The sequence below is a fragment of the Paenibacillus sp. LjRoot153 genome, from assembly GCF_964253085.1.
Taxonomy (GTDB): Bacteria; Bacillota; Bacilli; order Paenibacillales; family NBRC-103111; genus Paenibacillus_E.
The window spans coordinates 4,719,667-4,745,417 of the sequence record NZ_CAXUQH020000001.1; the positions used below are offsets into that span (position 1 = coordinate 4,719,667).

Annotated in this window: 22 protein-coding genes; 4 read left to right on the forward strand and 18 right to left on the reverse strand. The window is 44.8% G+C overall.

The features are described 5' to 3' along the window. Positions 1-497: 497 nt before the first annotated feature. Entirely contained in the window at positions 498-2,672 is a 2,175-nt protein-coding gene (locus tag ACSQ8P_RS20410) for a PAS domain S-box protein (RefSeq protein ID WP_436236856.1), read from the reverse strand. A gap of 191 nt (positions 2,673-2,863) precedes the next feature. On the opposite strand from ACSQ8P_RS20410, the gene ACSQ8P_RS20415 reads away from it, so the two are divergent. Then, on the forward strand, positions 2,864-3,796 hold the full coding sequence (locus ACSQ8P_RS20415) for a zinc dependent phospholipase C family protein (RefSeq protein WP_436236857.1): 933 nt from the start codon (positions 2,864-2,866) through the stop codon (positions 3,794-3,796). Between the two features lie 92 nt (positions 3,797-3,888). Here the strand turns inward: ACSQ8P_RS20415 and ACSQ8P_RS20420 are convergent, their stop codons facing one another. From ACSQ8P_RS20420 to ACSQ8P_RS20440, 5 genes are all read right to left on the reverse strand, one after another. After that, positions 3,889-4,584, reverse strand: a complete 696-nt coding sequence (locus ACSQ8P_RS20420) for a uracil-DNA glycosylase (RefSeq protein ID WP_436236858.1) — start codon at positions 4,582-4,584, stop codon at positions 3,889-3,891. Positions 4,585-4,604: 20 nt separating this feature from the next. After that, positions 4,605-6,857 carry a DNA topoisomerase 3 gene (locus ACSQ8P_RS20425; RefSeq protein WP_436236859.1) on the reverse strand — a complete coding sequence of 751 codons (2,253 nt, stop codon included), beginning with the start codon at positions 6,855-6,857 and terminating at the stop codon, positions 4,605-4,607. 172 nt (positions 6,858-7,029) lie between these two features. Beyond that, positions 7,030-7,356 (reverse strand): DUF1904 family protein, encoded by a 327-nt coding sequence (locus tag ACSQ8P_RS20430; protein ID WP_436236860.1) that lies wholly within the window; start codon positions 7,354-7,356, stop codon positions 7,030-7,032. Between the two features lie 340 nt (positions 7,357-7,696). Then, positions 7,697-8,347, reverse strand: coding sequence for a PIG-L deacetylase family protein (locus tag ACSQ8P_RS20435; protein WP_436236861.1), 651 nt, complete (start codon positions 8,345-8,347; stop codon positions 7,697-7,699). Between the two features lie 23 nt (positions 8,348-8,370). Continuing rightward, complete coding sequence (locus ACSQ8P_RS20440) at positions 8,371-8,850, reverse strand: glutathione peroxidase (RefSeq protein ID WP_436236862.1); 480 nt, start codon at positions 8,848-8,850, stop codon at positions 8,371-8,373. Positions 8,851-9,034: 184 nt separating this feature from the next. Here ACSQ8P_RS20440 and ACSQ8P_RS20445 point away from each other — a divergent pair, with 184 nt between their 5' ends. Then, entirely contained in the window at positions 9,035-11,197 is a 2,163-nt protein-coding gene (locus tag ACSQ8P_RS20445; protein WP_436236863.1) for a HelD family protein, read from the forward strand. 66 nt (positions 11,198-11,263) lie between these two features. On the opposite strand, the gene ACSQ8P_RS20450 is transcribed toward ACSQ8P_RS20445, so the two are convergent. The 3 genes from ACSQ8P_RS20450 to ACSQ8P_RS20460 all read right to left on the reverse strand — a co-directional run bounded on the left by ACSQ8P_RS20450 (position 11,264) and on the right by ACSQ8P_RS20460 (position 13,868). Next, positions 11,264-12,106, reverse strand: coding sequence for a DegV family protein (locus ACSQ8P_RS20450; protein ID WP_436236864.1), 843 nt, complete (start codon positions 12,104-12,106; stop codon positions 11,264-11,266). Between the two features lie 17 nt (positions 12,107-12,123). After that, positions 12,124-12,972, reverse strand: a complete 849-nt coding sequence (locus tag ACSQ8P_RS20455) for a DegV family protein (RefSeq protein WP_436236865.1) — start codon at positions 12,970-12,972, stop codon at positions 12,124-12,126. A gap of 125 nt (positions 12,973-13,097) precedes the next feature. Beyond that, the gene (locus ACSQ8P_RS20460; RefSeq protein WP_436236866.1) at positions 13,098-13,868 is read right to left on the reverse strand and encodes an SDR family NAD(P)-dependent oxidoreductase; all 771 of its coding nucleotides are present in this window, start codon (positions 13,866-13,868) and stop codon (positions 13,098-13,100) included. 61 nt (positions 13,869-13,929) lie between these two features. Between ACSQ8P_RS20460 and trhA the strand changes: the two genes are divergently transcribed. Next, the gene (gene trhA, locus ACSQ8P_RS20465; RefSeq protein WP_436236867.1) at positions 13,930-14,556 is read left to right on the forward strand and encodes a PAQR family membrane homeostasis protein TrhA; all 627 of its coding nucleotides are present in this window, start codon (positions 13,930-13,932) and stop codon (positions 14,554-14,556) included. Positions 14,557-14,563: 7 nt separating this feature from the next. Here trhA and ACSQ8P_RS20470 read toward each other — a convergent pair whose 3' ends face one another. Beyond that, positions 14,564-15,217 (reverse strand): GDSL-type esterase/lipase family protein, encoded by a 654-nt coding sequence (locus ACSQ8P_RS20470; protein WP_436236868.1) that lies wholly within the window; start codon positions 15,215-15,217, stop codon positions 14,564-14,566. A 69-nt stretch (positions 15,218-15,286) separates the two neighbouring features. Then, positions 15,287-15,595 carry a hypothetical protein gene (locus ACSQ8P_RS20475; RefSeq protein ID WP_436236869.1) on the reverse strand — a complete coding sequence of 103 codons (309 nt, stop codon included), beginning with the start codon at positions 15,593-15,595 and terminating at the stop codon, positions 15,287-15,289. A 130-nt stretch (positions 15,596-15,725) separates the two neighbouring features. On the opposite strand from ACSQ8P_RS20475, the gene ACSQ8P_RS20480 reads away from it, so the two are divergent. Beyond that, the gene (locus ACSQ8P_RS20480; RefSeq protein WP_436236870.1) at positions 15,726-16,889 is read left to right on the forward strand and encodes a M20 family metallopeptidase; all 1,164 of its coding nucleotides are present in this window, start codon (positions 15,726-15,728) and stop codon (positions 16,887-16,889) included. Here the strand turns inward: ACSQ8P_RS20480 and ACSQ8P_RS20485 are convergent. The 7 genes from ACSQ8P_RS20485 to ACSQ8P_RS20515 all read right to left on the reverse strand — a co-directional run bounded on the left by ACSQ8P_RS20485 (position 16,823) and on the right by ACSQ8P_RS20515 (position 25,686). Beyond that, a complete protein-coding gene (locus tag ACSQ8P_RS20485; protein ID WP_436236871.1) occupies positions 16,823-18,139 on the reverse strand; it encodes an MDR family MFS transporter in 1,317 nt (438 codons plus the stop codon). The two genes, ACSQ8P_RS20480 and ACSQ8P_RS20485, sit on opposite strands and share 67 nt — an antisense overlap. Before the next feature lie 91 nt (positions 18,140-18,230). Beyond that, complete coding sequence (locus tag ACSQ8P_RS20490; RefSeq protein ID WP_436236872.1) at positions 18,231-19,112, reverse strand: DMT family transporter; 882 nt, start codon at positions 19,110-19,112, stop codon at positions 18,231-18,233. Between the two features lie 175 nt (positions 19,113-19,287). Then, entirely contained in the window at positions 19,288-19,629 is a 342-nt protein-coding gene (gene ytxJ / locus ACSQ8P_RS20495; RefSeq protein ID WP_068667191.1) for a bacillithiol system redox-active protein YtxJ, read from the reverse strand. A 288-nt stretch (positions 19,630-19,917) separates the two neighbouring features. Further along, positions 19,918-21,519 carry a PucR family transcriptional regulator gene (locus tag ACSQ8P_RS20500; RefSeq protein ID WP_436236873.1) on the reverse strand — a complete coding sequence of 534 codons (1,602 nt, stop codon included), beginning with the start codon at positions 21,517-21,519 and terminating at the stop codon, positions 19,918-19,920. A gap of 216 nt (positions 21,520-21,735) precedes the next feature. After that, positions 21,736-22,152, reverse strand: a complete 417-nt coding sequence (locus tag ACSQ8P_RS20505) for a PaaI family thioesterase (protein ID WP_436236874.1) — start codon at positions 22,150-22,152, stop codon at positions 21,736-21,738. A 53-nt stretch (positions 22,153-22,205) separates the two neighbouring features. Next, the gene (locus ACSQ8P_RS20510; protein ID WP_436236875.1) at positions 22,206-23,876 is read right to left on the reverse strand and encodes a long-chain-fatty-acid--CoA ligase; all 1,671 of its coding nucleotides are present in this window, start codon (positions 23,874-23,876) and stop codon (positions 22,206-22,208) included. A 37-nt stretch (positions 23,877-23,913) separates the two neighbouring features. Continuing rightward, on the reverse strand, positions 23,914-25,686 hold the full coding sequence (locus ACSQ8P_RS20515) for an acyl-CoA dehydrogenase family protein (RefSeq protein ID WP_436236876.1): 1,773 nt from the start codon (positions 25,684-25,686) through the stop codon (positions 23,914-23,916). Positions 25,687-25,751: the final 65 nt, after the last annotated feature.

Below are 25,751 nucleotides of genomic sequence, written 5' to 3' on the forward strand. Positions count from 1 at the left end.
GCATGCAAAATTTCCGGCATCGACTGCTTATATTCTACCTATTTTAGGAAATCCTCAAAGTAACGAGCATTTTTGGTAAAAAAACAGAACGCCAAAAAAAAAATATGAACACAGTGTGATGATTTCATTTGCCATACTGTCCCTATTAATAAGTGCCTTACAACTATCCATATGACAGAGGTGTATCGATGATTTACGGAACAAAGCTACTAGATACAGATTCAGAATTATTTACTGCCGCCCTAACAAAAACGCCTGTGTACGTATGGTCACTCGATCAACTAGGTGTTTATTACCAAGTAACTACAGGGATTATCGTCAAATACACGCCAGATCACGTACAAGTTTACAATGAAAATAACACCACTATTTCCACTTGGTATTCCAGAGAAACCTCGGAATTTAGTATTGCATTCTAGAAATGAGAAAACCGCCGTTACCGGTTTAACCCGTCGGCGGTTTTTCAGCTTCTCATCGTGTACAACTCAAGCAAGTAGTCAATTATGCTCTCCCGTACAAGTAGGCAAGAACACATCGATTGTCGTTCCATACCCGACTTGACTCTGGATGTTCATGGTTCCTTTGTGAGCTTCTACAATCTTGAAGCACATCATTAAACCTAAGCCAGTTCCCTTCTCTTTCGTCGTATAGAAGGGCTCTCCTAGTTGTTTCAATCTTTCCTCCGGTATCCCGCATCCATTATCTTGTGTCCGAACTCTAATCAGATCATCCCTATGTAAGGAAACGATCAATTTGATTTGACCGTCTTTCGGAATAGCTTCCATCGCATTTTTAATCAAATTAATGAACAATTGCTTCAAATGCATCTCCGAACACGTAATTTCAGGGATATCCGATTGGAATTCCAACACAAGCTGTACGTTACAGAGTACGGCTTGCGTATCTAGAAGGGCAATGACTGATTTTAAAATCGTCACTAAATCGCTTTTTTTATACGTTATGGCTTCCGGCTTAGCGATCACTAGGAATTCACTAACAATGAAATTGATGCGATCCAACTCAGATAACATGATGTCAAAATAATGCTTCTTATCTTTCAGATCATGCTGAAGCAGCTGTAAGAATCCGCGAAGCGAAGTAAGCGGGTTCCTAATTTCATGTGCAAGTCCTGCCGCGAGCTGTCCTGCAACGGACAGTTTGTCTGATTTTCGGAGAAGCTCCTCCGTTTGCTTACGTTCAGTAATATCTCGTGTGATTCCTGCGAATCCGAAAATCTCACCTTTTTCGTTCCTTATTGGCGTTTTCGTTATACTCACATGGATCAATTGACCATCTTTACGAAGGCGAACCGATTCCATCCCTGATATCTGCTTCCCTAGTCGCAGTTCGTTATACATGTCTTTGCGTTCATTTTCCAAATAATCAGGAAAAATCGGTAATGTTCGATCCGCTAACTCAACTTGACTCCAACCAAAAATATGCTCATGCGCCGCATTGACTGAGATGACTCGTTCATTCAAATCCAGTACACAAATTGCGTCTGAGGTGTTATTAATAACTGATTCCAGAAGCTCCTTCGTTTCTCTGAGCTCTGTCTCCATCCTTTTACGTTCCGTAATATCTACACACGAGCCAATGACTTCCACCATGCGCTCATTCTCCATAATGGGTCGCAAGGATGTGAGATAGGTGATCCCCCGGAAGGTCGTTTCAAACATCACATTTTCTTCGCCATTCCATGCTTGATGGTAATAAGCTTCTATGGAACTCGCTAAAAAGGCAGGCCAAATATCATGTAGCGTATTCCCTAAAATGTGCGTTGGCTTAAAACCCAAACGATAAAGCAGCTCACCGTCACACAAAGTGTGAATGAAATTCCCATTTATTTTTCTAAACTTTAAAGTCATCCCCTGTTGTCTTCGTACGGTTTCATGGAGATCCTGTTGTGCGATTCGCAATGATTCTCGATCCCGATTTAATTGGGTAATATCCTTTGCGATCAAATAAACGCCATCCAATTTGTCATGGACAATGATCGGAACATTTTTAACACCTAATTCAATTTGTTCCCCATTCTCTTGTTGAAAAACCAACATATAATTATCATGTTGCATCAGAATGTCTGCAGCAGCATCTAATTTCGTGTTATTTTGTTGAAAAATATGATGGATAAATTGAGATATCAATTCATCTTTAGCGTAACCTAGAATTCTCTCCATGGCTGGATTGACACCTTGAATGCACCCATGAATGTCACAGGTCAGAATTCCTGCAGGATTATGTTCAATCAAAGATTTATAGCGTTGTTCGCTTTCCGCCAGTTTTCGTTCCATGTCAGACTGTTGGGAGACAACCTTAACTTGAACAATGAATGACTGAGAATTATTGTCCGCATCTCGAACGACTGACATCCGCCAGTCAACACATAATATAGATAAATCCTTATGTAAGATACTGATATTTTCTTGATATGTAAGTAAGTCTCCACCAAGTAAGTTCTTCATGATACGATCTATGTGACTCATTTGATTAGGTTCTAGTAACAACTTCACATGTGTTGTAAGAAGCTCTCGCTCCGAATATCCAAGTATGTCGCACAAGCTGCGATTCATTCTCACCCAATGACCCTCAAGCGAAATCAGAGCCATTCCCATTGTGGTGAATTCAAAAATCGCATCGAACGACGGCTCCATTTCCGATTGCTTATTCATATATTTTCCCCCAGGGTACATGCTTAAATGGTGATCCTCACCGTTAGATAGGTTCGACAATCTCACTAACAATCCTGCTTTTAGTGCCTTATGGAATGAAATTGTTCACGAAATACGCCCTTGCTTTACGTCAATATGTTAGAATGGAAAGGCTCATTATTCTTCATCAGAAGCTGTAGGAGGATGCTCCCTTGCCAAATATTTGGACACATTTCATTTTCGGACAAAAAGTTATGAACCAACTAGGTCATACTTCGGTTCTTAACGATAAACAGCAGCGGCACATTTTTTCACTTGGCTGCCAAGGACCCGATTTTCTTTTTTACCACAACTTTCTACCTTGGAAAAAAGATAAGAAGTTAAATGAACTCGGTAGCCTTATGCACAAGGATTCCTGTGGACCCTTTTTACTGGATCTAGTTCGACAGGTGCAAGGCCGAGGCTTATATAATCCAGCGGTTCTCTATGTTCTTGGATTTCTAACACATCATGTATTAGATCGTAATTTACATCCCTATGTATTCTATAAATCTGGCTTCAAGAAATGGGATCATCAACGCTTTGAAATCATTATGGATACGATCTATGCAAAGCATGAGCGAGATATCCAAACGTGGAAAACACCGGTATGGAAAGAAATATATGTAGGTGAAAAGTTCCCACTGGGCATCGTTCCGGCTCTCACCGCTGCAACCTCGATTCAATACCCTGAAATCGCCTCACAAATGAAAGACTCCGATTGGGATGACGCTTACTATGACATGATCCGTGCACAACGGTTATTTCATGATCCACACGGGATCAAGCGTATATTGACAGTTGGTCAAATATCGCCTTTGGTTTATACGAAGCATCCCGCTCCACTCGATTATTTCAATGAAACCAAGACGACTTGGAATTGTCCAACGGATCTGAATGAAACCTATACCTACAGTGTATGGGAATTATTCGAGACAGCGATGAATGATGCAGTCCTTGTGCTTGAAGCAGCCATTCAAGTCTTGCAGCGAGGCAGCGAAGCTGACTACGACGCACTTCGCGAAGTTCTCGGAAACCGCTCCTACGAATCTGGTAAGAATTGCGAGCTAAACTTACCGATTACCCATGTACAACCTATATTGTAGAAATGCTAGGCAATTTTTACATAGTCTTATTATACTATTCGTTTCGAAACGTAGGTTTCGGTCTATAAAAATGAAAAAAACCATGAATGTTGTCATTCATGGTTTTCGTAATGCCTACTATTCGGGATTTGCCAGTCGATTCTTGTCATTTCGAGTCGATCCAAGACGGAATTGACGTTAGAAAAAGGCTTGCTGCCAAAGAATCCGCGATACGCTGATAACGGGCTTGGATGAGCCGATGTTATGATCACATGTCGCGTGGTGTTGATCAAAGATCGTTTGGCCTGTGCATGGCTTCCCCAGAGTAGGAAAATGACGGGCTTCTCACGTGCACTTAACGCTTGTATGATCTGATCCGTGAATCTTTCCCAGCCCTTACCCTTGTGTGAGTTGGGTAATGCTTCACGCACGGTTAATACCGTATTTAGTAATAGAACCCCTTGGTCTGCCCATACTTTCAAATAACCATGATCAGGTACAGTACAGTCGAGATCTGACGCTAGTTCTTTATACATATTTCTAAGCGAAGGAGGGATCGCAGTCCCCGGCTTCACAGAGAAACTAAGCCCATGAGCTTGTCCGCTTCCATGATAGGGGTCTTGTCCAAGTATAACGACCTTCGTATCCGCAAAGGAGGTCCACTCCAACGCACGAAACACCTCATCCACAGGTGGATAGATCATATGCTGGGCATACTCTTCCTGCAGAAACTGTTCTAGCGCCATATAATAGGGTGCTTGAAACTCCTCTGCCAGAACCGTCAACCAATCGTTCGTTAAAGACTTCACTCCTTAGTTCCCCCATCTAGTCATTCAGTACCGAGTGCGCCCGTAGCAACGTCCTTCAGCACAATCTTCCCGTCTGTTTCTGTACCATCAGCTAAAACAAGCTTCAGCTTTGTCGTTTTCCCTTTTTGAACGAGTGCTTGCACTTGTGTGTCTGTTAAGCTTCGACCGAAGCTTTCCTTCCAAATAACGAAGCCGCAGCCTTCCTTATAATGCGAGCAGCCGTAGCCCTTACGTCCCATAAAGAGTGAACCGCCGCAGCCAGGTCTCGGGCAAGTTGCGATGAACGTGCTTGCCCCATCGCTTGTCGGTTTCGCAGCGGGAGCTTTCTTCTTCGCTGGAGCTTTCGTAGAACCGTCCCCACGAGACACTGTCTTCGTTGAAGCAGCGCCACGCTTGCCGCTCGTTTCCGGTGCATTCTCTCCTTCGAAATCCGTTTTCGAAGCTCTAGCTTGCTTGCGCACTTTATCGACAATCAGCGTCGCAAACCTTTTTACATTGTGCATAAATTGGTCGTCCGATGCCGTACCGCGGGAAATTTCGTTTAATCTGCGTTCCCATTGTCCTGTCATCTCAGGTGATGTCAACAGCTCAATACCCGCTCCGCGAATCAATTCAACAACCATTCTACCCTTCTGGGTCAAAATGATTTTCTTCCCTTGCATGTCGATATAGCCGACCTTCTTCAAGCGTTCGATCGTTGCTGCTCGTGTCGCAGGCGTGCCTAGACCGGAGTCCTTCATCGCATCGCGAAGCTCTTCATCCTCAATCTGTTTCCCCGCGCTCTCCATCGCCTTCAGTAAGGTACCTTCATTAAAATGCTTAGGCGGCTGCGTGTCTTTCTCCTTCACAATCGCATCCGTACACGCCACGTCCCCGTTCGCATCGATGGAGAACGGCTCGCTGACTTCGACCTCTTCGTCTTCTTCCTCTTCTTTTTCTTTCCCTTTGGTCGCTTTCGCCTTTTCCTTCTTCTGATCAGCGTAAATAACCTTCCAGCCTAGCGACAACAATTCTTTGACGGTTGTCTTGAACAGCTCTTGTTCCACTTCCGTCATGACCGTATGTACCTTGTAGGCAGCAGGCGGATAAAATTGAGAAAGAAAGCGTCTGACAATGAGATCATACAATTTCTGCTCATCCGGACTTAGTCCTGATGCCTTCTTATTCGTTGGTAAAATAGCATGGTGATCCTCAACCTTGGTTGGATTACAAATAAATTTATTATTAATATGAACAAGATTGCGATTCGCGCCTTGTACAAGCTCATGATAAGCCGTTCCTTGCAAGGCGTTTAGCGCCTTATGCATGTCCGGAATATTTTGCTCAGTCACATAGTTGGAATTCGTTCTTGGGTAAGAAATAACCTTGTGCTTCTCATACAAAGCTTGCGCCGTATCCAAGGTTTTCTTCGCTGAAAATGCATATTTCCCATTCGCTTCACGTTGCAGCAGCGTCAAATCATACAATTTGAATGGGAATTCCTTGGTTTCCTTCACCTCGTAGGATTGGATCCGTGCTGGCTTCCCTTTCACCTTCGCAGCAAGTGCTGCAACCTTCTCTCCATCCGTGAAACGTTCACCCTGCCACATGCCTCGATAAGGTATTTCGCCTTGCGCAAAGTGCCCCTCCAACTCATAAAATTTGAGCGAAGAAAACGCCTCAATTTGCTTTTGGCGATCATAGATCAGTGCAAGAACAGGTGTTTGAACGCGTCCCACAGATAGCAACACATTATGCTTGGTTGTAAACGCGCGTGAACCATTCATCCCAATCAACCAATCCGCTTCGCTGCGTGAGCGTGCAGCTCGCGTCAAATTCTCGTATTCCGCGCCATCCTTTAAAGTGGCAAAGCCATTTCGAATGGTTTCCGAGGTTAGATCGGAGATCCACAGCCGCTTAACAGGCTGATTGAGCCCCAGATGCCGTTGGATTAGGGAGAAAATGTGCTGCCCTTCTCGCCCCGCATCGCACGCATTAACCAGTTGATTACATTTCTTTGCTAACTCAGCAATCACCTTGAGTTGGTCATACGTACGCGGGTTAGGAATTAATTTAAATTCAGAAGGAATAATCGGTAGATGATTGATATTCCACTTTTTATATTTTTCGTCATAATGATCTGGTTCTGCCAATTCAATCAAATGTCCGATTGCCCAAGTGATGATATATTGCTCACCTTCCAGATGAGACCTCATATTTTTGGCTTTTGGTTCTATTGCGGCAGCTATGTTTCGGCCCATATCGGGTTTTTCCGCAATAATTAATGTCTTCAACCACAAATCGCTCCTATCATGTGATTCCCGAAGTCATACTGGAAATCAGATTCTGTCGATTCAGTGTATCCCACTTTATTATCGCCTGCAATATCGATTAAGTGAATTATGACTTTTGGCATAAAAAAAAGCCCTAAGCGGGCTTCAAATGGATAATCTCCAATTAACAGATCTAAACCAACTTCCCATTCCAATAATAACTATCTTCCCGATATACCTTGAAAGCAATTTCAACCTCAGGAATCCCGAGTGATAAGATATGTTTTGTCAGAACCTCCGCATAGGCATCTCGGATTTCCTGCCCCCGCTCGAACCAGCCTATCTCTACAAATGGATAAGTTTCACATATCTCACCTTGTACAATAGAGACGGTCGGCAAACATTCCAACATGAAATTGTCTGTTCCACAGGAACAGACATCTGCTAATTCTATAATAAGTGCTGTACTTATGGATTGAATCTGAGGAACACTGATCCCTCTAACAATCATATGCGGCATACTCGAAAGCTCCTTTTCTTGCTAGTGCGGTTAAGCTCTCATTAATTCTTTTATGGTTTGCAAGGAAACCCCTGTTTGATGGTAAATTTCAATAAGTGTCGCGCGCGGATGCGTTCGAACAAAATCCTTTACTTTATTCGAATCGTTTAAAACAAGCTGCGAACAGCTTGTACATCTCGTTTCCCATTTCGTGAGGAAAACGCGACCACATTTATCACAATTGCAAAGTGACATCCTTACACTCCCCTAGAAACGTTGAATGACCTGCTCTTTAAGGTCATTCGTAATGACCAATCGATTTTTGGGGGTACATCAAAAAAAAAATTTACTAAGTTGCCAATTAGATGTCAACCTGCCAACCGAGCACAAAAGCCTCCCAACGTCTCTCTTCTGGAAAATCAACCAGATTGCCAAAGTGCCTCCCAATCGTGACATGCTGCGTTTGATGAGCTTTAAGTGCAGCAGCCTTAACGGGCCATAACTTCTCGGTGTCCACTAGAATGGACGGTTGAAGCCCTTGGGCACGAAGCAGCGGAGAAAAGGCATAATACAATTTTCTTACGCTTGGACACGCTCCACTATGTACAGCCGCAGTAGTCGCCTTGGAGATCGCGATATGGTCACGATGTCCATTACCGCCATCTTCTGCAAACGTGTAGACATTCTCCACTTCGTGGCGCTGAATAAACGTGATAATCTCTTGCACTAATGTCTCAAAATCAACTTCATCCAGCTGACCGTCAGGCCAGCCTAGGTGCTCAACTTTTGAAATCCCTAGGATTTCCGCCGCTGCACGCATCTCTTGTTCTCTTAACTCAGCTAATTCTTGCCGATTCTTCGCCCGCTCTAACCCTTGTCTCCCAGCATCGCCACGTGTGGCTAGAAGTAAGACATTGTCTGCCCCATCATCAGCTAGACGGCGAATGAGGCATCCGCTTAAGAATGTTTCATCATCGGGATGGGCATAAACAAACCCGTTTTGGGACCCCATTGCACGTCCACCTCATCTTTCATTTAAGCTAAAACAGCCTCAATATCAGCACTAATGTCCGCTGGTTCTGTACGCGCACTGTATTGTTTAACCACATTTCCGTTAGCATCAACTAAGAATTTCACGAAATTCCATTCAACTTCCCCAGTGCGGTAGGGCTCAGGCGTGTGGCTTAGCAAATACGTGTACAACGGATGCGCATGCTCACCTTTTACATCAATTTTATCAAATAACGGGAATGTCACTTGGTAGTTAAGCTCGCAAAATGCTTGGATCTCTTCATTCGTCCCTGGCTCTTGACCAGCGAATTGATTACAAGGAAAACCGAGTACGACCAAACCTTGATCTTGGTATTGCTCATAAAGTGCTTGAAGCCCCTTATAATGCGGCGTAAGTCCGCAAGCACTTGCCACATTCACAATGAGAAGTGCCTTCCCTTTATAGGAAGAAAGTGTTTGTGTTTCGCCTGAAATCGTTGTAACTGCGATATCATAAATAGACATGAATCCCTTCGCCTCCATCAATAAAAATGCATACTTCCTAAGTATACCATTCCTTTCCACAGAAGCCCAAATGATTGCCGATGATTTTCCAGAATCACTTTCTATCTCCTGCCAGGTGTGTTATAGTGTTTACCTGTTTATTACAAATCAATAGACAACATCTGATCTTAGGAGGTAACTGATCTTGGACACAAAGACTCAAAGTGCCTATCAAGAAGAACTTCAAAGGCTCGAACAAACGAATAAGGAAATCGATAAACAACTGGAACGCCTTAGAGCAACTCCAGTTTATTATGGTCCTGATTTAACGGAGCAAGCACTTGAAGTTTTGCGTGAGAACGGCAGGCACAATTTAACCAAAGCCATTGATGAGCCCTATTTCGGCCGCCTTGACTTCGAAGAAACAGGCACCGGTTCACCTTCACCGCTTTACATTGGTAAAGCAGGAGTGGAAGACGAACGAACAGGTCGACTTCTCGTCATTGATTGGCGCGCTCCAGTTGCAAGCCTATTCTATTCCTTCACAGGCGGCTTGGAAGCGGCTTCCTATGATTCGCCGGACGGTGTTATCGACGGCTTAGTCTATTTGAAGCGAAACCTAGTTGTGCGCAAACAAATTCTCCAGCGTATTGTCGATACATATGACCGGAATGAAGACTCCCTCTCTGTCGGTGATGAGTTCTTGCTTTACCGCTTAGGGGAAAATAAAGATAACAAGCTGCGCGATATCGTCTCCACGATTCAAGCTGAGCAAGATCGGATTATCCGTGCAGCGAAGAATACCGCACTTATTATTCAAGGGGTCGCAGGAAGCGGTAAAACAACCGTAGCGCTGCACCGCCTCGCATTCCTTCTCTATCAATACCGTGAACAGGTTCGGGCAGAACGTATGATTATTTTCGCACCTAACTCCATGTTCTTGGACTATATCTCAGGCGTATTGCCTGAACTCGGTGTCGGCAATATTCAGCAGAGTACATTCACGGATTGGGCACTGGATGTGCTCGATCATGAAGTGCAAATCGCAGATCAAGAAATGACATTGCAACGTTGGTTCGCCCTCGGAAGCAAGCGCCCTCCCGTCGATGACCAAGCACCAGGGCGCTTCAAAGGTGCGATCGCTTTCCAAAGCTACCTAGACGACTGTCTGAATAGTCTTGAAGCCACTTACGTTCCTACGGCGGACTTCTCACCTTGGGATGGCGTCAAACTACCAATTGCGACCATTCGCGAATGGTTCTTCGTCGAGAATAAGCATTATCCGATGATTAAACGACGTGAGCGTGTCGTTGCAAGGATCAAGCGTTGGATGGAGATTCAGCTCGAGAAAGTTTGGGAACAAAGCTTAAAGAAAGAGCTTAAGAAGAAATCCGCTCAGAAACTACGGACTTACTTGACGAGTTGGCCTGAATACACGGCATTTACGTTTTACAAAATGCTGTTTACGGACAAAGGGCGACCAGACAGCTTACCAGCAGATCTGCTTCAGACCATGCCTGAGACGATCGTGACGGCATCTGCGAAGCTTTTTAAAAAGAAAGAAGTACAACTTGAGGATCTAGCTCCTCTCCTCTACATTCATACTCGACTTCATGGTATTTCTTCGGATCGATTATTCGATCATGTCGTTATTGATGAAGCGCAAGACTTCTCACCTTTCCAAGTCGCGGTGTTAGACGCGTACACACGCAACAGCTCATTCACGATTCTCGGTGATTTATCACAAGGGATTCACGCGTACCAAGGCATACAGGACTGGAAGGAATTTTCCAGTCTGTTCCAAGAGGAGGAAACAGGGTATTTCGAGCTGGAGCGAAGCTATCGTTCCACCATGGAAATCATCCAGTTTGCCAATTCGGTGCTCCAGCGCGGTGTAAGCAATCCCTTACTTGCCGTTCCCGTCTTCCGTAGCGGAAATAAAGTTCGTGTGCTGCAGACTTCGCCCAAAGAGCGACTGCCGCTTGTGCAGAAGGCGATCACAAGCTTACTAGCTGGCACCTCCAGCACCGTCGCTGTCGTAGCGCGTACTGAGAAGCAAGCTCTTGAGCTGCATGAAGCTTTGACACTCGCCGGGATCGAGACGAATCTGATCACCTCCAAGCAACGGGTTTATCGTGGAGGCATATCGGTGCTGCCTGTTTATTTGACCAAGGGCTTAGAATTCGATGCCGTTATTCTGATGGACGTTACAGCGGAGCATTACGAAACAACCCTTATGGATGCGAAGCTTCTCTATGTTGGTTGCACACGCGCCCTGCATGAGCTTTGGCTGCTCGTGACAGGAGATATCTCGCCGCTAGTTACTGTGGATCAACCGGAAATTACGACGACGGAGTTTCCGAAGTAAATAATTAAAAGACACCTACTCACCGATCACTTGAATCGATCGGAGGATAGGTGTCTTTTTTATTTTTTAATAAGCAACTAATACGCCGCCTTCACCTGCATAGGTGCCAATCACAGTGCCCATATTGGAGAACAGCACATTACGGAACGGATGTTTTTCAAGTAACTGAGCCATAAAATCACGCGCTCTAGCTTCACAGTTGCTATGTGCGATGGCAATCACATCCTTCTCGTAATCATGCTCCTTATCACCAAGAAACGAGAGTAATCGCTTCAAAGCCTGCTGCGAGCCGCGGATTTTCTCGACAACCTCAATCGCGCCTTCTTCACTAGCTTTCATGAGAAGCTTAATATTCAAGACAGAAGCTACTGCGCCGCGCACGCGATCGAGTCTTCCACCTTTAATGACATTTTCCAAGGTATCTAAGAAAAAGAAAGTCCCTGAGCTCGTTACCGATTGCTGAATGGAAGCTGTCACCTCTTCATAAGACATGCCGCTTGCCACCATCCGAGCTGCTCGGTACACAAGTACGCCTAAACCAAGTGAAGTTGTCTTGGAATCGATGACTTCGATACGGCCTGTAAATCCATCTTCCAGCAGCATTTCTTTTGCCATGACAGCATGATGGTACGTTGAGCTTAACGCCGATGATAGACATAATACAAGAATATCTTGATCAGGACCACCCTTCTGATACTCACTTAGGAAGTGCCCAGGTGACGGACTTGAGGTTTTCGGCAACGCGCTCTCTCGCTTCATCCTAGCGTAGAAATCAGCAAGATCCATATCTGTCGGCATACATTCCTCGCCAAATTGAACAGATAAGGGAACGATCCCAACTCCTATTGCTTCTACAGTGCTTCTCGGAAGGTCGCAGCTGCTGTCCGTGATAATCTTGATTGTCGTCATGGCTGTCCACTCATTTCTTATTTTTTGGCGAAAACAATACCTAGCGTATGTGGTCCGCAGTGGCTCGAAACGACGCAACCGGTTTCCGTCAAAAATACGTTTTTCACATTGGTATGCAATTCAAATTGTTCTTTAACATAAGCCGCTTCTTCATAAGCCTGCGCATGTGTGATGAACATGAAATCCGTATCCATGTCATCTTTAAAAGCCAGCGCATTGACCAAAAGTTGCTTGAGCGCTTTCTCCCGTTTACCTCTAATTTTGTCCGTTAATTGCATAGCACCATGGATGACTTGAACGATGGGTCTAATTTTCAATAGACTCCCAAAGAAAGCCTGCACGCTAGAACATCTGCCGCCTTTATGTAGATATTCCAAGGTATCAATGATGAAAGATACTTCTATTTTATCAATGAACGACGTAACGATCGTTTGAATCTCTGATGAGCTTCGTCCTTCTAATGCAGCATGAGCCGCCTTTACTACTAGTACGCCAATACCCGTTGATAGGTTTCGAGAATCGATCACCCTAATTCTACCATCGGGAAAACTCCCCGCGGCAATCATCGCATTCTGGATCGTCGACGATAACTCAGAGGATAGACCGATATATACAATATCTTCATCCGCCTCGATGAACGGGGCAAAAGCGTGTTCAAAATCGCCTGGCGAAGGCGCAGCTGTTTTGGGGAGCTTCCCCGTTTGCGTGACCAACTCAAACAGTTGATTCGCATTGATATGAACGCGATCCTTAAATGATTGCTCTTCAAAAATCACATATAAAGGAACAACTTCGATTTGGTAGTGTCGCAAAAGTTCATCATTTAAATCACACGTACTATCTGTAAAAATACGAACTCGAGACATTTAATTCTACCACCTTATCTGGCTGTTACTTCTAAAAATGATTCCCATTATTCTTTGCGCATGTCTGTGAATAGTATAATAGAACTATATTGAAAGCTCAATCCTACATTTGTAGACAATTTTCGCTAAAATCCATAAATCGTCATGCCGCCATCTACAAACAACGTTTGGCCCGTGACATAGTTCGCTGCATCAGATGCCAGGAAAACAGCTGGCCCGACTAGCTCCTCCAGCTCCCCTACACGACGCAGTGGTGTGCGTGCAATAATTTCTGCTAAATAATCCGGCTGATTCAAGATTTTCTCTGTTAGCGGAGTTTTGAAATACCATGGACCGATGCCATTTACCAATATGCCATATTTCCCCCATTCAAGAGCAAGCACCTTAGTCATTTGGATCATTGCTGCCTTGGTCGCGGCATAAACGACACCTGTTCGCAGCGCGACTTGCCCCGCAACTGAAGCAATATTGATGATTCGTCCGTATTCCCGTTGTTGCATGTGACGACCAACAATCTGCGAACATAAGAAAGCGGATTTCAGGTTTGTCTGCATGATGGTGTCCCATTCCTCATCTGTGACGGCCAAAGCTTGACTACGGATGTTCATGCCAGCATTATTGATGAGTATATCTATGCGGTCTGTTTCTTTGATGATAGCCGAAACCGCTGCTTCGATTTGTTCACGATTCGTCACATCCACGGTAAATGGATAGGCTTGTCTGCCTAAAGCGCGAATCTCACCCGCCACCACTTCCAAATCCGAAGCAGTTCGAGCAAAGATTGCAACATCAGCCCCCGCTTCTGCCAAGCCAATAGCGAGTGCTCGTCCAATACCTCTTCCGGCTCCTGTCACTAGGGCCACTTTATTATTCAATTGAAATGAAGGTAAATACATCGTTTCATCGTCCAATCTATATAGGGAGTCTCCATTCTGTCAAAAGAAAGAAGGGTTGTATATGCAATATTCCACCAAAGAAGAGAAAGCCAATGCGATTACACACGGTATTGGCGTTGTACTCAGCATCGCCGCACTCGTCCTGCTTATCATCCAAGCTTGCGTACATGGAAATGCTTGGCATATCGTTAGCTTTAGCATTTTTGGCACAGCGCTTGTTCTCTTGTATACATGTTCCACGCTGCTGCACAGCGTTACAGAATCGAAAATAAAAGATGTTTTCGAAGTTCTTGATCACTCGGCGATTTATGTGTTAATCGCGGGGAGCTACACACCCTATCTGCTTGTTACATTACGAGGGTTACTGGGCTGGACATTTTTTGGTGTCATCTGGGGCTTAGCCCTTATAGGCATCGTGTTGAAGCTATTTTACGTCAAAAAATTCGTACTCATTTCAACTTTGTGCTATATCGTAATGGGTTGGTTGATTGTTATCGCGTTCAAGCCACTTTACGTTCAGTTGCCGCTTGGCGGCATCGTCTGGTTAGTTGCAGGCGGCTTGCTCTACACACTAGGGTCGATATTTTATGTATGGAGGCGCATCCCGTATCACCATGCCATCTGGCACTTATTCGTGCTGGCCGGCAGCGCCTGTCATTTCATTTCCGTATTCGGTTATGTGAGATAGCTTCATTTCACATGAACAACTGCTGCAGCTGCTGCACGGATAAGACTACCTCTAATTGGTTAGCCAATCGCTCATAGCCAAGTTCATTTGGATGAATAGCATCATCAGATAGAAATAGTGCCGATTGACCAACGAATGCGTCGTAAACCTGCACGATGTGAATATGCGGCTGCTCTAATTTCCGCAGAAATAGATTAAAGCGCTGAACCCAGTAGGCAGCATCTGGTATCTGCGGTAATGGATTATATAAACCAATTAAGGCCAATAAATACGGGGTTTGTATGCCTTGCCGCAGCTTTTCAATTCGAGCGATAAGTTTACGATAGTTGGATTCGTACGTTTGTAAGGCTGTTTTGAGCACCGTATTATCACCGTCATAAAAGAAGGGAATTGCCGCTTGAATGAGATCGTTTCCGCCAGCTGTAATGGTGATGAGAGTCGCTTCTTGAATATCCTTCTGAAGCTGCGGATCAGATTCGATAGTCTCAAGCAATTGCGCGGTCGTGGCACCATTGGTACCAGCATGTCGTAAGGAAACAGGTACATTCAGCAGACATTCCAACCTTTGTCGATACAGCGAAACGAAGCCTTGACCTTCCTCAGCACCATAACCAACGGTTAAAGAATCACCAAACGCCAAATATTGAATTCTTTTTTCCATCGCTATCCTCTCCCCTAATGCGTGACGTATATTACTATATGCGCCTCCGCCCAGTTTGGGAAGGGATACCTACAGGGGTTCATTCGTCGTTTTTTTGGCGCTTACATACTGATTCACATACTTTTCAATCTGTTCCTTCTCCGCATATGTGAATTGGTACTCACTATCACAACCTTCATCGTGTAAGACAATCTGTACAATCTCACCTTCGACATTGCAAATCACCAGAATAGACGGATCTAATAAGCCATCAGGAAGCTTTTCTCCCTCTTCCAACTGGATACCTAAATAAACATCCCGCCACTGACCGCGGCTCTCCGCTTCAAGAAAGCATAAACTAAATCGATGCTCCTCATGCTCCGCTCCATATTTCATCATTGTCGATCCCTCCAATTTCTCCTGTTCAAGAATGTTCCTTCTTATCGTCCTATGTCTTTGCATTTGGTAGTTCTCGCTTCTATATACTACAATGGAGTTAAGAACCATTCAACAAAGGAGCCAACTTAATATGAAATCAATGATCGCTCAAACCATAGAAAGTAATGCCGTCAGATTCAAAGATATTTCTCGTTTTATTGGAGCAAACCCAGAGCTTGGGCATGAAGAATTCCTTGCATTTGCTCGTTTAACAGAAGAATTAGCCTATCATGGTTTCGCGATTGAACGTGGTGTTTTAGATATACCTACCGCTTTCATCGCGACATATGACTCAGGCCAACCAGGTCCGGTAGTAGCATTCATGGCTGAGTATGATGCACTGCCTGAGCTCGGTCATGCCTGCGGCCATCATCTAATCTGTATGATGAGTATCGGGGCTGCAATCGGCCTCAAATCCGTCTTAGCCGAAACCGGCGGCAGCATACGTGTCTACGGCACGCCAGCCGAAGAAACGAAAGGCGCCAAGGTGCCGATGGCTGCTGCAGGGCTTTTCCAAGACGTCGATATCGCACTCATGGCACACCCTTATTATACCTATGAAAAATCAGGTGAATCGCTCGCGATGGATGCGATCGAGTATGAGTTCTTCGGCCGCTCCGCGCATGCCGCGGCGCAACCGTACGAAGGCATTAATGCGCTTGACGCCGTATTGCAGCTATTCAACAGTATCAATGCGCTTCGCCAGCAGCTCAAAACAGATGCTCGTATTCACGGCATCATCAGTGAAGGCGGCAAAGCACCGAACATCATTCCGGATTATGCCGTTGCTAGATTTTACGTCCGTTCAGCTACACGCACGTACACGAATGAGCTCGTCCAAAAAGTCCTTCACTGCGCGGAAGGCGCTGCACTTCAAACAGGCTGCACGCTGAAAACATCGTTCTACGAGTACTCGTACGATGAACTGCGCACGAATGAAACTTTGTCGGGTGTGTTCACAGATCAATTGTTCGAGCTTGGCATCAATCCGAAAGAAATCGAAATCGGCAAAGATCACGGTTCCCTTGATCTCGGCAATGTCTCGACACAGTGCCCCACCATTCACCCATTCGTGAAGGTAGTTAATGAGCGACATTTGCTTCATACCAAGGAATTCCGTGATCTCGCCATGACGGAACCTGCACTAGACAGTATGCTCTTCACAGCCAAAGCGCTAGCCTATACGGCTTATGAAGTGCTCTCTAAACCAGCTTTATTAGCTTCCATAAAAGAGGAATTTGCCGCTGCGAAATGACCGTTTTTCCGCTCTTCCAGCTGTGCAAGTATTGTGTAAAACATCGCCATACCGATCACACCGCTGATTGCGATCAACGAAGCCATAAGCCAGGAAGACAGCATACCGCCTAAGATAACGCCTAGACCAGCAAGAAACGTAGCTCCTCTATATACCATGCCATATAAGGCCATATAGGAGCTGCGTGCATGGTCGGGTGCCAGGTTGCCTAGGTAGGCTTGCTTAATCGGAACATACATCAATTCACCAACCGTGGCAATCAGCATCGACAGCAGGAGTAAACCTGGTTGATTGCTGTAAGCAAGGTAGCTATACCCGGCAATATAGCAAGCGTAGCCAATAAACAGTACTCGGCGATCAGAAAACCTGCGCATCAGAATCCCCATAAAGACCGAGAGAACAACCACGAGCACGGTATTCTCCGTACGCATAAACCCTAGCATCTTGAAGCCATCAATCCGCCAAGCATCAGTGAGCCACGGAAGAAATGGCGTATCCACCATCTCTTTCCCCAAGCGAACAGCCACATAGTTCCCCAGATGAAACTCCACCGAAACCAACAATAAGGAAGCAATTGTGAAAATCAGAAACGTCTTATCTCGCAGAACCATGCGGTAATTAGCCCAAATGGAAGGGCTATTCTTCCTCGTCATGCTGCCCTGCCCTCCCATTGGTGCCTTATAATCATCTTGAATAAAGACATATGTAATTATCCCTGTTATCAAACCGATCACAGATAAGGCAATAAATAATTCAAATAAATACGATTTAAATAAAAATGCGCCAGCCATTCCCGCGATAGCGAAGGATAAATTATTCATCCAGTACATGATGGCATACATAAATTTTCGTTCTGCTGGTAGAGTGACATCCAGGAGCATCGCCTCATTGGCAGGTCCATGAATCCCCCAAAAAATGCTGACAACAATCATCAGTATGAAGGTGATGCCTGCCGACTCAAACCACGGCGAATTCGCTGCCGCCATGAGCAAGAAGCAGAGCATCCAGCCGATTTCTGCGGCGAGCATGAGCTTCTTCCGGCCAAATCGATCCGAGTAATAACCGCCTATGATCCCTGCAACTACACCTGCCAAAATGCCCAGAATAACAACCAATCCAGCCAGTGTGTCCCCTAATCTCCCCGAAAAATAAATAGACATAAAGGGAAGCACCATATTGTTCGCTGTGCCCGATAGGAAGGATAAGCCAATTCTTAATTTGACATTACGATGAAAATCTCGAAACCTCATCTGTCTCTGCCTCCATCTCAAAACTTTATAAAATCGATCCATAGCTTCTTATTTTGTTGACCATAGTTCAATTAATGAGTATAAGAAACCATTACGGTTTCTCATTACTACGTAAGAATAAGGCTACGCCAATCAACAGGAGACAACCTGCTAAAAGCTGCATCGTCGTAATCGTTTCGCCTAGCAAGAAATAGGCCAATATAGATGCACCCAACGGCTCTCCGAGCACTGTCATCGATACCGAAGAAGCTTTCATATATTTCAGCAGCCAATTAAATACATAGTGACCGAAAATAGTAGAAACAAAGGCTAATAGGAAAAAGATCCCCCATTCCTTCCATGGATAGCCAGTAAACGATTCGCCTGAATACACATTCGTCACCGCAAGCGTTGACCCAGCAAAGAAGAAAACAAGAAAGCTGTATACATAAGCGGAAATGCGCTCCCGCAAGCTTTTGCCTAGTAACATATGAAACGCGACAGCGATCGTCCCCACGAAAGACAGCACATCCCCTTTCAGTGCCTCTCCCGAAAATTGAAAATCGCCCCATCCGATGCAAATGGCTCCCACAATCGCGATACACATCGCAATCAATGCGGTACGGCTTGTCCGAACACCATAGAGCAGGAACGCGCCAACTAGTACAAAAATCGGCTCAAGCGTCAATATCGCTGTTGAACTAGCCACCGTGGTATATCGAAGCGAGTCCATCCAGAATAAAAAGTGCAGGCCAAGCGCAATACCCGATATTGCCGTGCGCAGCCAATCTTTCAAATTGATCCTCTTAAATTCCTTACGATAATTCCACAAAAAGGGCAGCATTAATACATTGGTCATCAGCAGCCTGTACATAGCGATAACTGAAGCTGAAGCGTCGGACCATTTTACAAAAATGGAGGAAAAAGATATTGCAATTATGCCAATCAAAAGGAAGATGGGGATGGGGATTTTCGTTTTATTCATTGCATTCATGATAAGTAACTCCTTAGGCGAACGTTTCCGTCATGTTGTCGTCAAATAAGTATATAGGAGGTTGTTTGGCTTGCCAATCTTTTTTTGACCATCGTTCATTTAACGATAAGCATGAAAAACCCTCCGTTTCACCTACATCACGTAGACAAAACGAAGGGCCCAATGTGTGACAGAATTAGTCCAATACCGCGGACATATGTTTGTTCGTTACAGACCAGTGCGAAGTATTCCAGATGGATTCTTTATTTTTGAAATAAAGAATTTGCGGGGACGCATGTTTAATTCCTAGGTCCTCTGCGATTTGATTTGATACCGGACGTGATTCAATCACTTTCACCAAGAAATAATCAACAGCCTCGTTATGTGTACCAGCTAAATATTGTTCGTATTCATCAAGTGCGCTCGCACTTACTGGACAAGTTGTACTGTGCTTCAGAACGACAGCAGGCTTTTCGCTGGAACGATCAAGCACCTCCTGCCACTCGGTTAACGTCGTTAACTCTTTCCATGCAGACATGTTTCACATCTCCTTTCTCTACTCTCTCCTCAAAATTATAAGGTAACGAATTCGCTTATGCAACTAACTCGCTGGAAGCGTCTGCTGCTTGCATTTACTCGAAAACAAGTAATAACTGGATATTGTACATCTATTTAGAAGAAAGCCCCCCGAAAACTCGAAATAGATGTCTATTTCACGACAAGAGCTGCACATAAAGCTCCACCAATATAATCCGCGTCAGCAAGGCTCTACACAAAATAAAAAACCCTTAGCGCCACACTGGCATCCTCGGGTTCAGATTATTACTTAAGATCTCACTTGCAAGAATTGACGGAATAGGAATACAGCCTTCAGCTTCAAGAGATCATTTACTTTTTTGAAATCAACTTGCAGAAGATCACTAATTTTCTCCAAACGATACGTAACCGTATTGCGATGAATGAATAATTGCTTAGCCGCCTCGCTGACTTGACCATCGTTCCGAATAAAAACTTCTAGTGTGCGAATCATCTCTTGGGAGTACTCTGGATCCTTCTCTAAGAGAGGACGCAAGATCTTCGCGCAGTAATCCTCCATCATCGGAGACGACAAATGCTGAAAGAGATGAGCGAATTCGATCGTTTCATAATGTAATACGCGATCTGGCAAACAGAGTTTCTCTGCCATTCGCCCCGTTTCACCGCATTCCAAGTACGCTTCGCGAAGCGCCGTTGGCTTCACCTTCAGCGATGACGTGTAGAACACCATTCCATCACGATCGGAAGCATGACCAGCGTCCCCCTCATATTTACTTAACAACTGTGATAGCTCTTCTTCTGGGAAGCCATCTGCTTGTGTCGTTGAGTAAATCGAGAACATGTGATCCTTCAGAACAAAATGATGCCCACGCATGCTGCTGGATTTCGAATGAGACTCCATGTATTGCTTTAATTCTCTGAGCTTTTCATGAGTAGCATCTGGAATCAATGACTCCTTCTTGCATTTCCCAACAACACATTGGTAAGCACCAGTAAAGATGAACAATCCTCTGGCCTCCGCTTGCTCCATAAACTCTTCAAGGGAAGTTCCTTTATCTAAATAGCGGATCAGGTTATTCTGTAAATCTCGCTCAGCTGAAGCTTCCACATGGGATCTGAATGTATAACTCATATGAAAGGTCAAAATATCAGCAGCTTGTTGGAACAATCCTTCTTCTACGGTTGCTAGTAACATAACATCCGGAATAATTAATAAATGACCTAACGGTTCATCATCTTGTTGTTGTAATCCAACACGATACGCTCTATCTTTCCCTGCGTACACCCAACCCGATTTGCGCTTTTTCGGCCAATTCTGAGAAAGTTGATCTGAACTCCAGTTACTTGTATTATATAAAACTTGACCTCTCGCTCCAACGACCGCCATCGGATACCCCAAGATTTCACAGACGAGTTGAAACATAGAAAGCATATTGTCTTGCTTGAGACCAAATTGCATCAGCTTCTTCTGCTTCTCAAGTACCGTTTGCAGCAGTTCAGTATTCCGACGGTATTCGGCGTTAAAAAGCGCATTCATTTGATCTGAAAATGTAAATTGAAAGGGCATTTCAATAATAGGAAAATGTAATCGATCCGCTTCGTCCATGACGATTTGCGGCAGCTCCGTCCAAAATCTCCCGAGCTTAATCCCTAGACCCGCGGCTCCGCGATCATTTAATTTGCGCAGGAGGTTCACGGTTTCTTGCGGGCTGTCTTTCATCGCGAAGGCAGTAGTAAACAGCATTTCACCTGATTTCGTCCAATCGGCAATATCAGGTGCGTCCATGACATTCACAGATTTAACAATTCGGGATTCCCCTTGTTTCCCGGCGACCAGCTTGGCTTCCGTTAAAGGATAAATCGCCAACGCTTCACGAATGGTAAGATGCATCGTGCTTCCCCCCTATGCCTTTTAATCGATTATAGGATGACCTTATGTAATCAGTCAATGTGTTTGTGTAATAAAACATAACATCAATAGAAAATTTATGAAATTTTCATGAAAATTATTAATTCCATGTCATATTATGTGACATTAAATGCTAAAAAGAACCTTCATGACCACTATCCTTGTGGTTATGAAGGCTCCATCACTCGAAGCTTTCGTCTAAATCACACGAAACGATCCTGTCCCCATCGTCCCCAACTTGCCTTCACTGTCCTCAACTCGACCTTGTGCTGTAATCATTTTTCGTGATTGATGGACGAGTTCCGCTGTCACAAGAAGTCTTCCTGCATAAAGTGGAGTGACAAAATGCACATTCAGATTCGTCGTAACGACCTTCTCCTCCGGTCTAGCAATCATCGCAATAATTCCCATCGCGGTATCCAACAAAGATGATGTGACACCGCCATGAACCATGCCGATCGGATTCAAATGATGCGGCTTCGCATCCAAAGCAATAGTGATGACACCGTCCTTCAAATCTACAAATTCACAACCCAGAAAACCCCAGAAGGTGGGCTCCGCTGCTGCTGCGAGTTGCTGCAATTTTCTTATTATACGTTCATTTCCATCATCCATTGGACTCCCTCCTTCTTTGTAAGGGCTGCCCCTACGCATGATAGCAAAGATATTTATTTCTTCACTTCTTCCTCTAGTAATTGCCGTCGGAGCACCTTTCCAATCATCGTTTTCGGCAAAGACTGCCTGAATTCAACCTTACGTGGCACTTTATAAGCCGCTAATCGTTCTCTACACCAGACATCTAAATCCTTTTCTGAGAGCGTCATTCCTTCTCTTAGCACGATAAAAGCTTTCACAGTTTCCCCACGATATTCATCAGGAACACCTGCGACAGCCGCTTCCAGAATCGCTGGATGCTCGTAGAGAACCTCTTCAATATCGCGTGGGTAAATATTAAAGCCACCTGCAATAATTAAATCCTTTTTCCGGTCAACGATCGAGAAGAAACCATCCTCATCCATGCGTCCCATGTCCCCGGTATATAACCAGCCATCTTTGATCGTCTTCGCCGTTTCTTGTTCACGCTTCCAGTAGCCCTTCATGATTTGAGGACCTTTAATAATAATTTCACCGATTTCACCAATCGGCATTTCCTCTCCAGTGTCAGAATCCACGACTTTCGTTACTGTATCTGGAAAAGGAACACCGATGGACATGATTTTACGAAAACCCCAGATCGGATTCGCATGCGTAACTGGAGAAGCCTCTGTCAGTCCGTACCCTTCAATTAATCTACCTCCGGTCAAAGCTTCAAATCGCTCTTGAACCTCCAAAGGCAATGGCGCTGAACCGCTTACACAAACATTGATCGAAGAAATATCAACTTCCTTCACCCGTTTATGATTGATTAACGCGACATACATCGTAGGCGCACCTGGGAAAATGGTAGGCTTTAATTTATGAATCGTATCGAGAATCATATCAATATCGAACTTTGGAATAAGAATTAGCATCCCTGCTCGATACATGGATTGATTCAGGAGAACCGTCAAACCAAAGACATGGAAGCAAGGAATGGCGCCTAAAAAACGATCTCCGCCAGGCTGGACTTGATAACACCAATTACTCGTCTGATACGTATTTGCAATTAAATTGGTATGCGTTAGCATCACACCTTTGGATAACCCCGTGGTTCCACCGGTGTATTGAAGCAAAGCAATATCGTCATCTGCGTTGACGTCTACACAAATAGGCGCAGCCGAAGCTGCTCGCAGTAATTTCTTGAATGCATAAACGCCATCACCATAGGTTACATCGAGCTTGGCGCCATCCTTTTTCATTTTGATTGGATATAAAAGATTCTTCGGAAACGGTAAATAGTCCTTAATCGAGGTCACGATAACATGGCGCAGAAACGTCCGCGATTTCGCCTTTTGTACGCGATCGAACAGCAGATCCAATGTCACAATGACGACTGCTTCCGAATCAGAGAGCTGATGAATCAGCTCTCTCTCCACATAAAGCGGATTCGTCATGACAACAATTCCGCCCATCATCAGCGTGCCGAAATAAGTAATGATGGCCGAAGGACAATTCGGCAGCATGATCGATACGCGTTCCCCCGGTCGTACCCCAAGATCGGTTAACACATGTGCAAATTGATAAGACGCATGAAGCAATTCGCGATACGTTAGCTTTTTCCCCAAGAAATACAAGGCAGGCCGTTCGGGAAATTGATTTGCTGAATCAATCAACAGACGTGCTAGATTATGTTTCGGGTACTCGTAAGTCGGCGCCACTTCCGATGGATAATGACGCAGCCAAGGCTTTGTCTCCCTCATACAAAACCATCCCCTTCAGGTTCTTGACACCCAAGACTCATCCGATGTATTTCTCACCCTGAATTACACGTGCGGCGATGTCGCGCTTCAACCCCACTGTATTGACACTGCTGCGTCTAGACAGCTTCTTGAGTATAGATAGTTGAGTCCGAAGCACATCTCCTTCTTCCATCGTACTGAGCGCTTCTTTCGCATATGCCTCAATTTTGTCAAAAGCCTCATGAATAAATACCGTTGTAAGCTGAATGGCGTTTTTCGCCTTACTTTCGCCTTGTTTGTCAATGAGTTTTTGGGTACGGAGCAGCCCACTTTCTGCAGCAAAAATTTGAATCATGATATCAGCCAGGTTGCTTAAAACTTCCTGATTTTTCTCAAGCGCCATGCCATATTTCTGAACGGCAAGCCCACCGACCATGAGGAATACCTTTTTGGCCATCGCCACCAAATGAGCTTCCTCTGCTAAAGTACCTTCAAACGTTTGACCTGGCATGTAGGCAAGTAACTCACCTTGCAGCTCTTGCGCCTTTTGTAACAAAGGCAGTTCGCCCTTCATTGCTTTCTTCACCAATGTACCCGGGATGAGCAAGCGATTAATTTCATTCGTCCCTTCAAAAATCCGATTAATCCGCGAGTCGCGATAGATCCGCTCTACTTTATATTCTTGAATAAAGCCGTAACCACCGTGAATTTGTAGTCCCTCATCTGCAACAAAGTCAAGAACTTCCGAAGCAAATACCTTATTAATTGAGCATTCGAGCGCGTATTCCGATATGCCTTTCGCCGATATTTTGCCTGCATCCGGACTGGAGTGGTCAATATCCTTGAGGATCGTATCAAATAGACCCGTCGTCCGGTACACCATGCTTTCTAGGATATACGTCTGAATGTTCATTTCAGCAAGTTTTTTTCCAATTAGTGGGAATTTCGAGATTGGCGTTTGGAATTGCTGACGCGTATTTGCATATTTCACTGCAAGCTCAATCGTCTCCTTGGACGCACCTAGACAACCAACAGCTAATTTATAACGGCCGATGTTCAGAATGTTAAAAGCGATGAGATGCCCTTTGCCAATTTCTCCGAGCAGGTTTTCAACAGGCACTTTCACATCCTCGAAAAATAAAGGACGCGTTGATGAGCCTTTAATCCCCATCTTCTTTTCTTCGGGTCCCATCGTAAAGCCCGGATCGCCCTTTTCCACGATAAACGCCGTGAAGTCCGTGCCATTGATCTTCGCATAGACGATGAAAATATCAGCGAAGCCGGCGTTGGTAATATAGAGCTTGGAACCATTTAAAAGATAGTGCTTTCCGTCATCGGATAACCGTGCCGTTGTTTTGGCGCCAAGAGCATCCGATCCGGAAGTCGGCTCCGTTAAGCAATAGGCAGCAATTTTCGCCCCTGTCGCTAAGTCAGGCAAATACTTTTTCTTCTGCTCGGGTGTACCGAAGAACACGATGGGCAGCGTTCCAATGCCGACATGTGCGCCAATGGATAAGGCAAACGAAGAAGCACGCGCTAAGTTCTCGCTTATGATCGTGGAACTAACCTTATCCAACCCAAGGCCACCATAGATTTCTGGCACATCCGCCCCAAGCAACCCAAGGTCACCCGCACTGCGCATGAGTTTTACAGTCAGATCATAATCCAGCTTCTCTAAATGCTCATCATTCGGCATAACTTCCCCGTTCACGTAGTCACGTGTTGTTTCCGCAATCATGCGATGCTCTTCCGTGAAATCCTCTGGAGTTACGATGGAATGAAAATCAAGATCCGATATAACAAAGCTTCCGCCAACGACTTTGTTCGTCATGAGTCAACTCTCCTTATGATTTGGAATGATGATAATGAACATTTAAGAACGATAGGATGATTTAG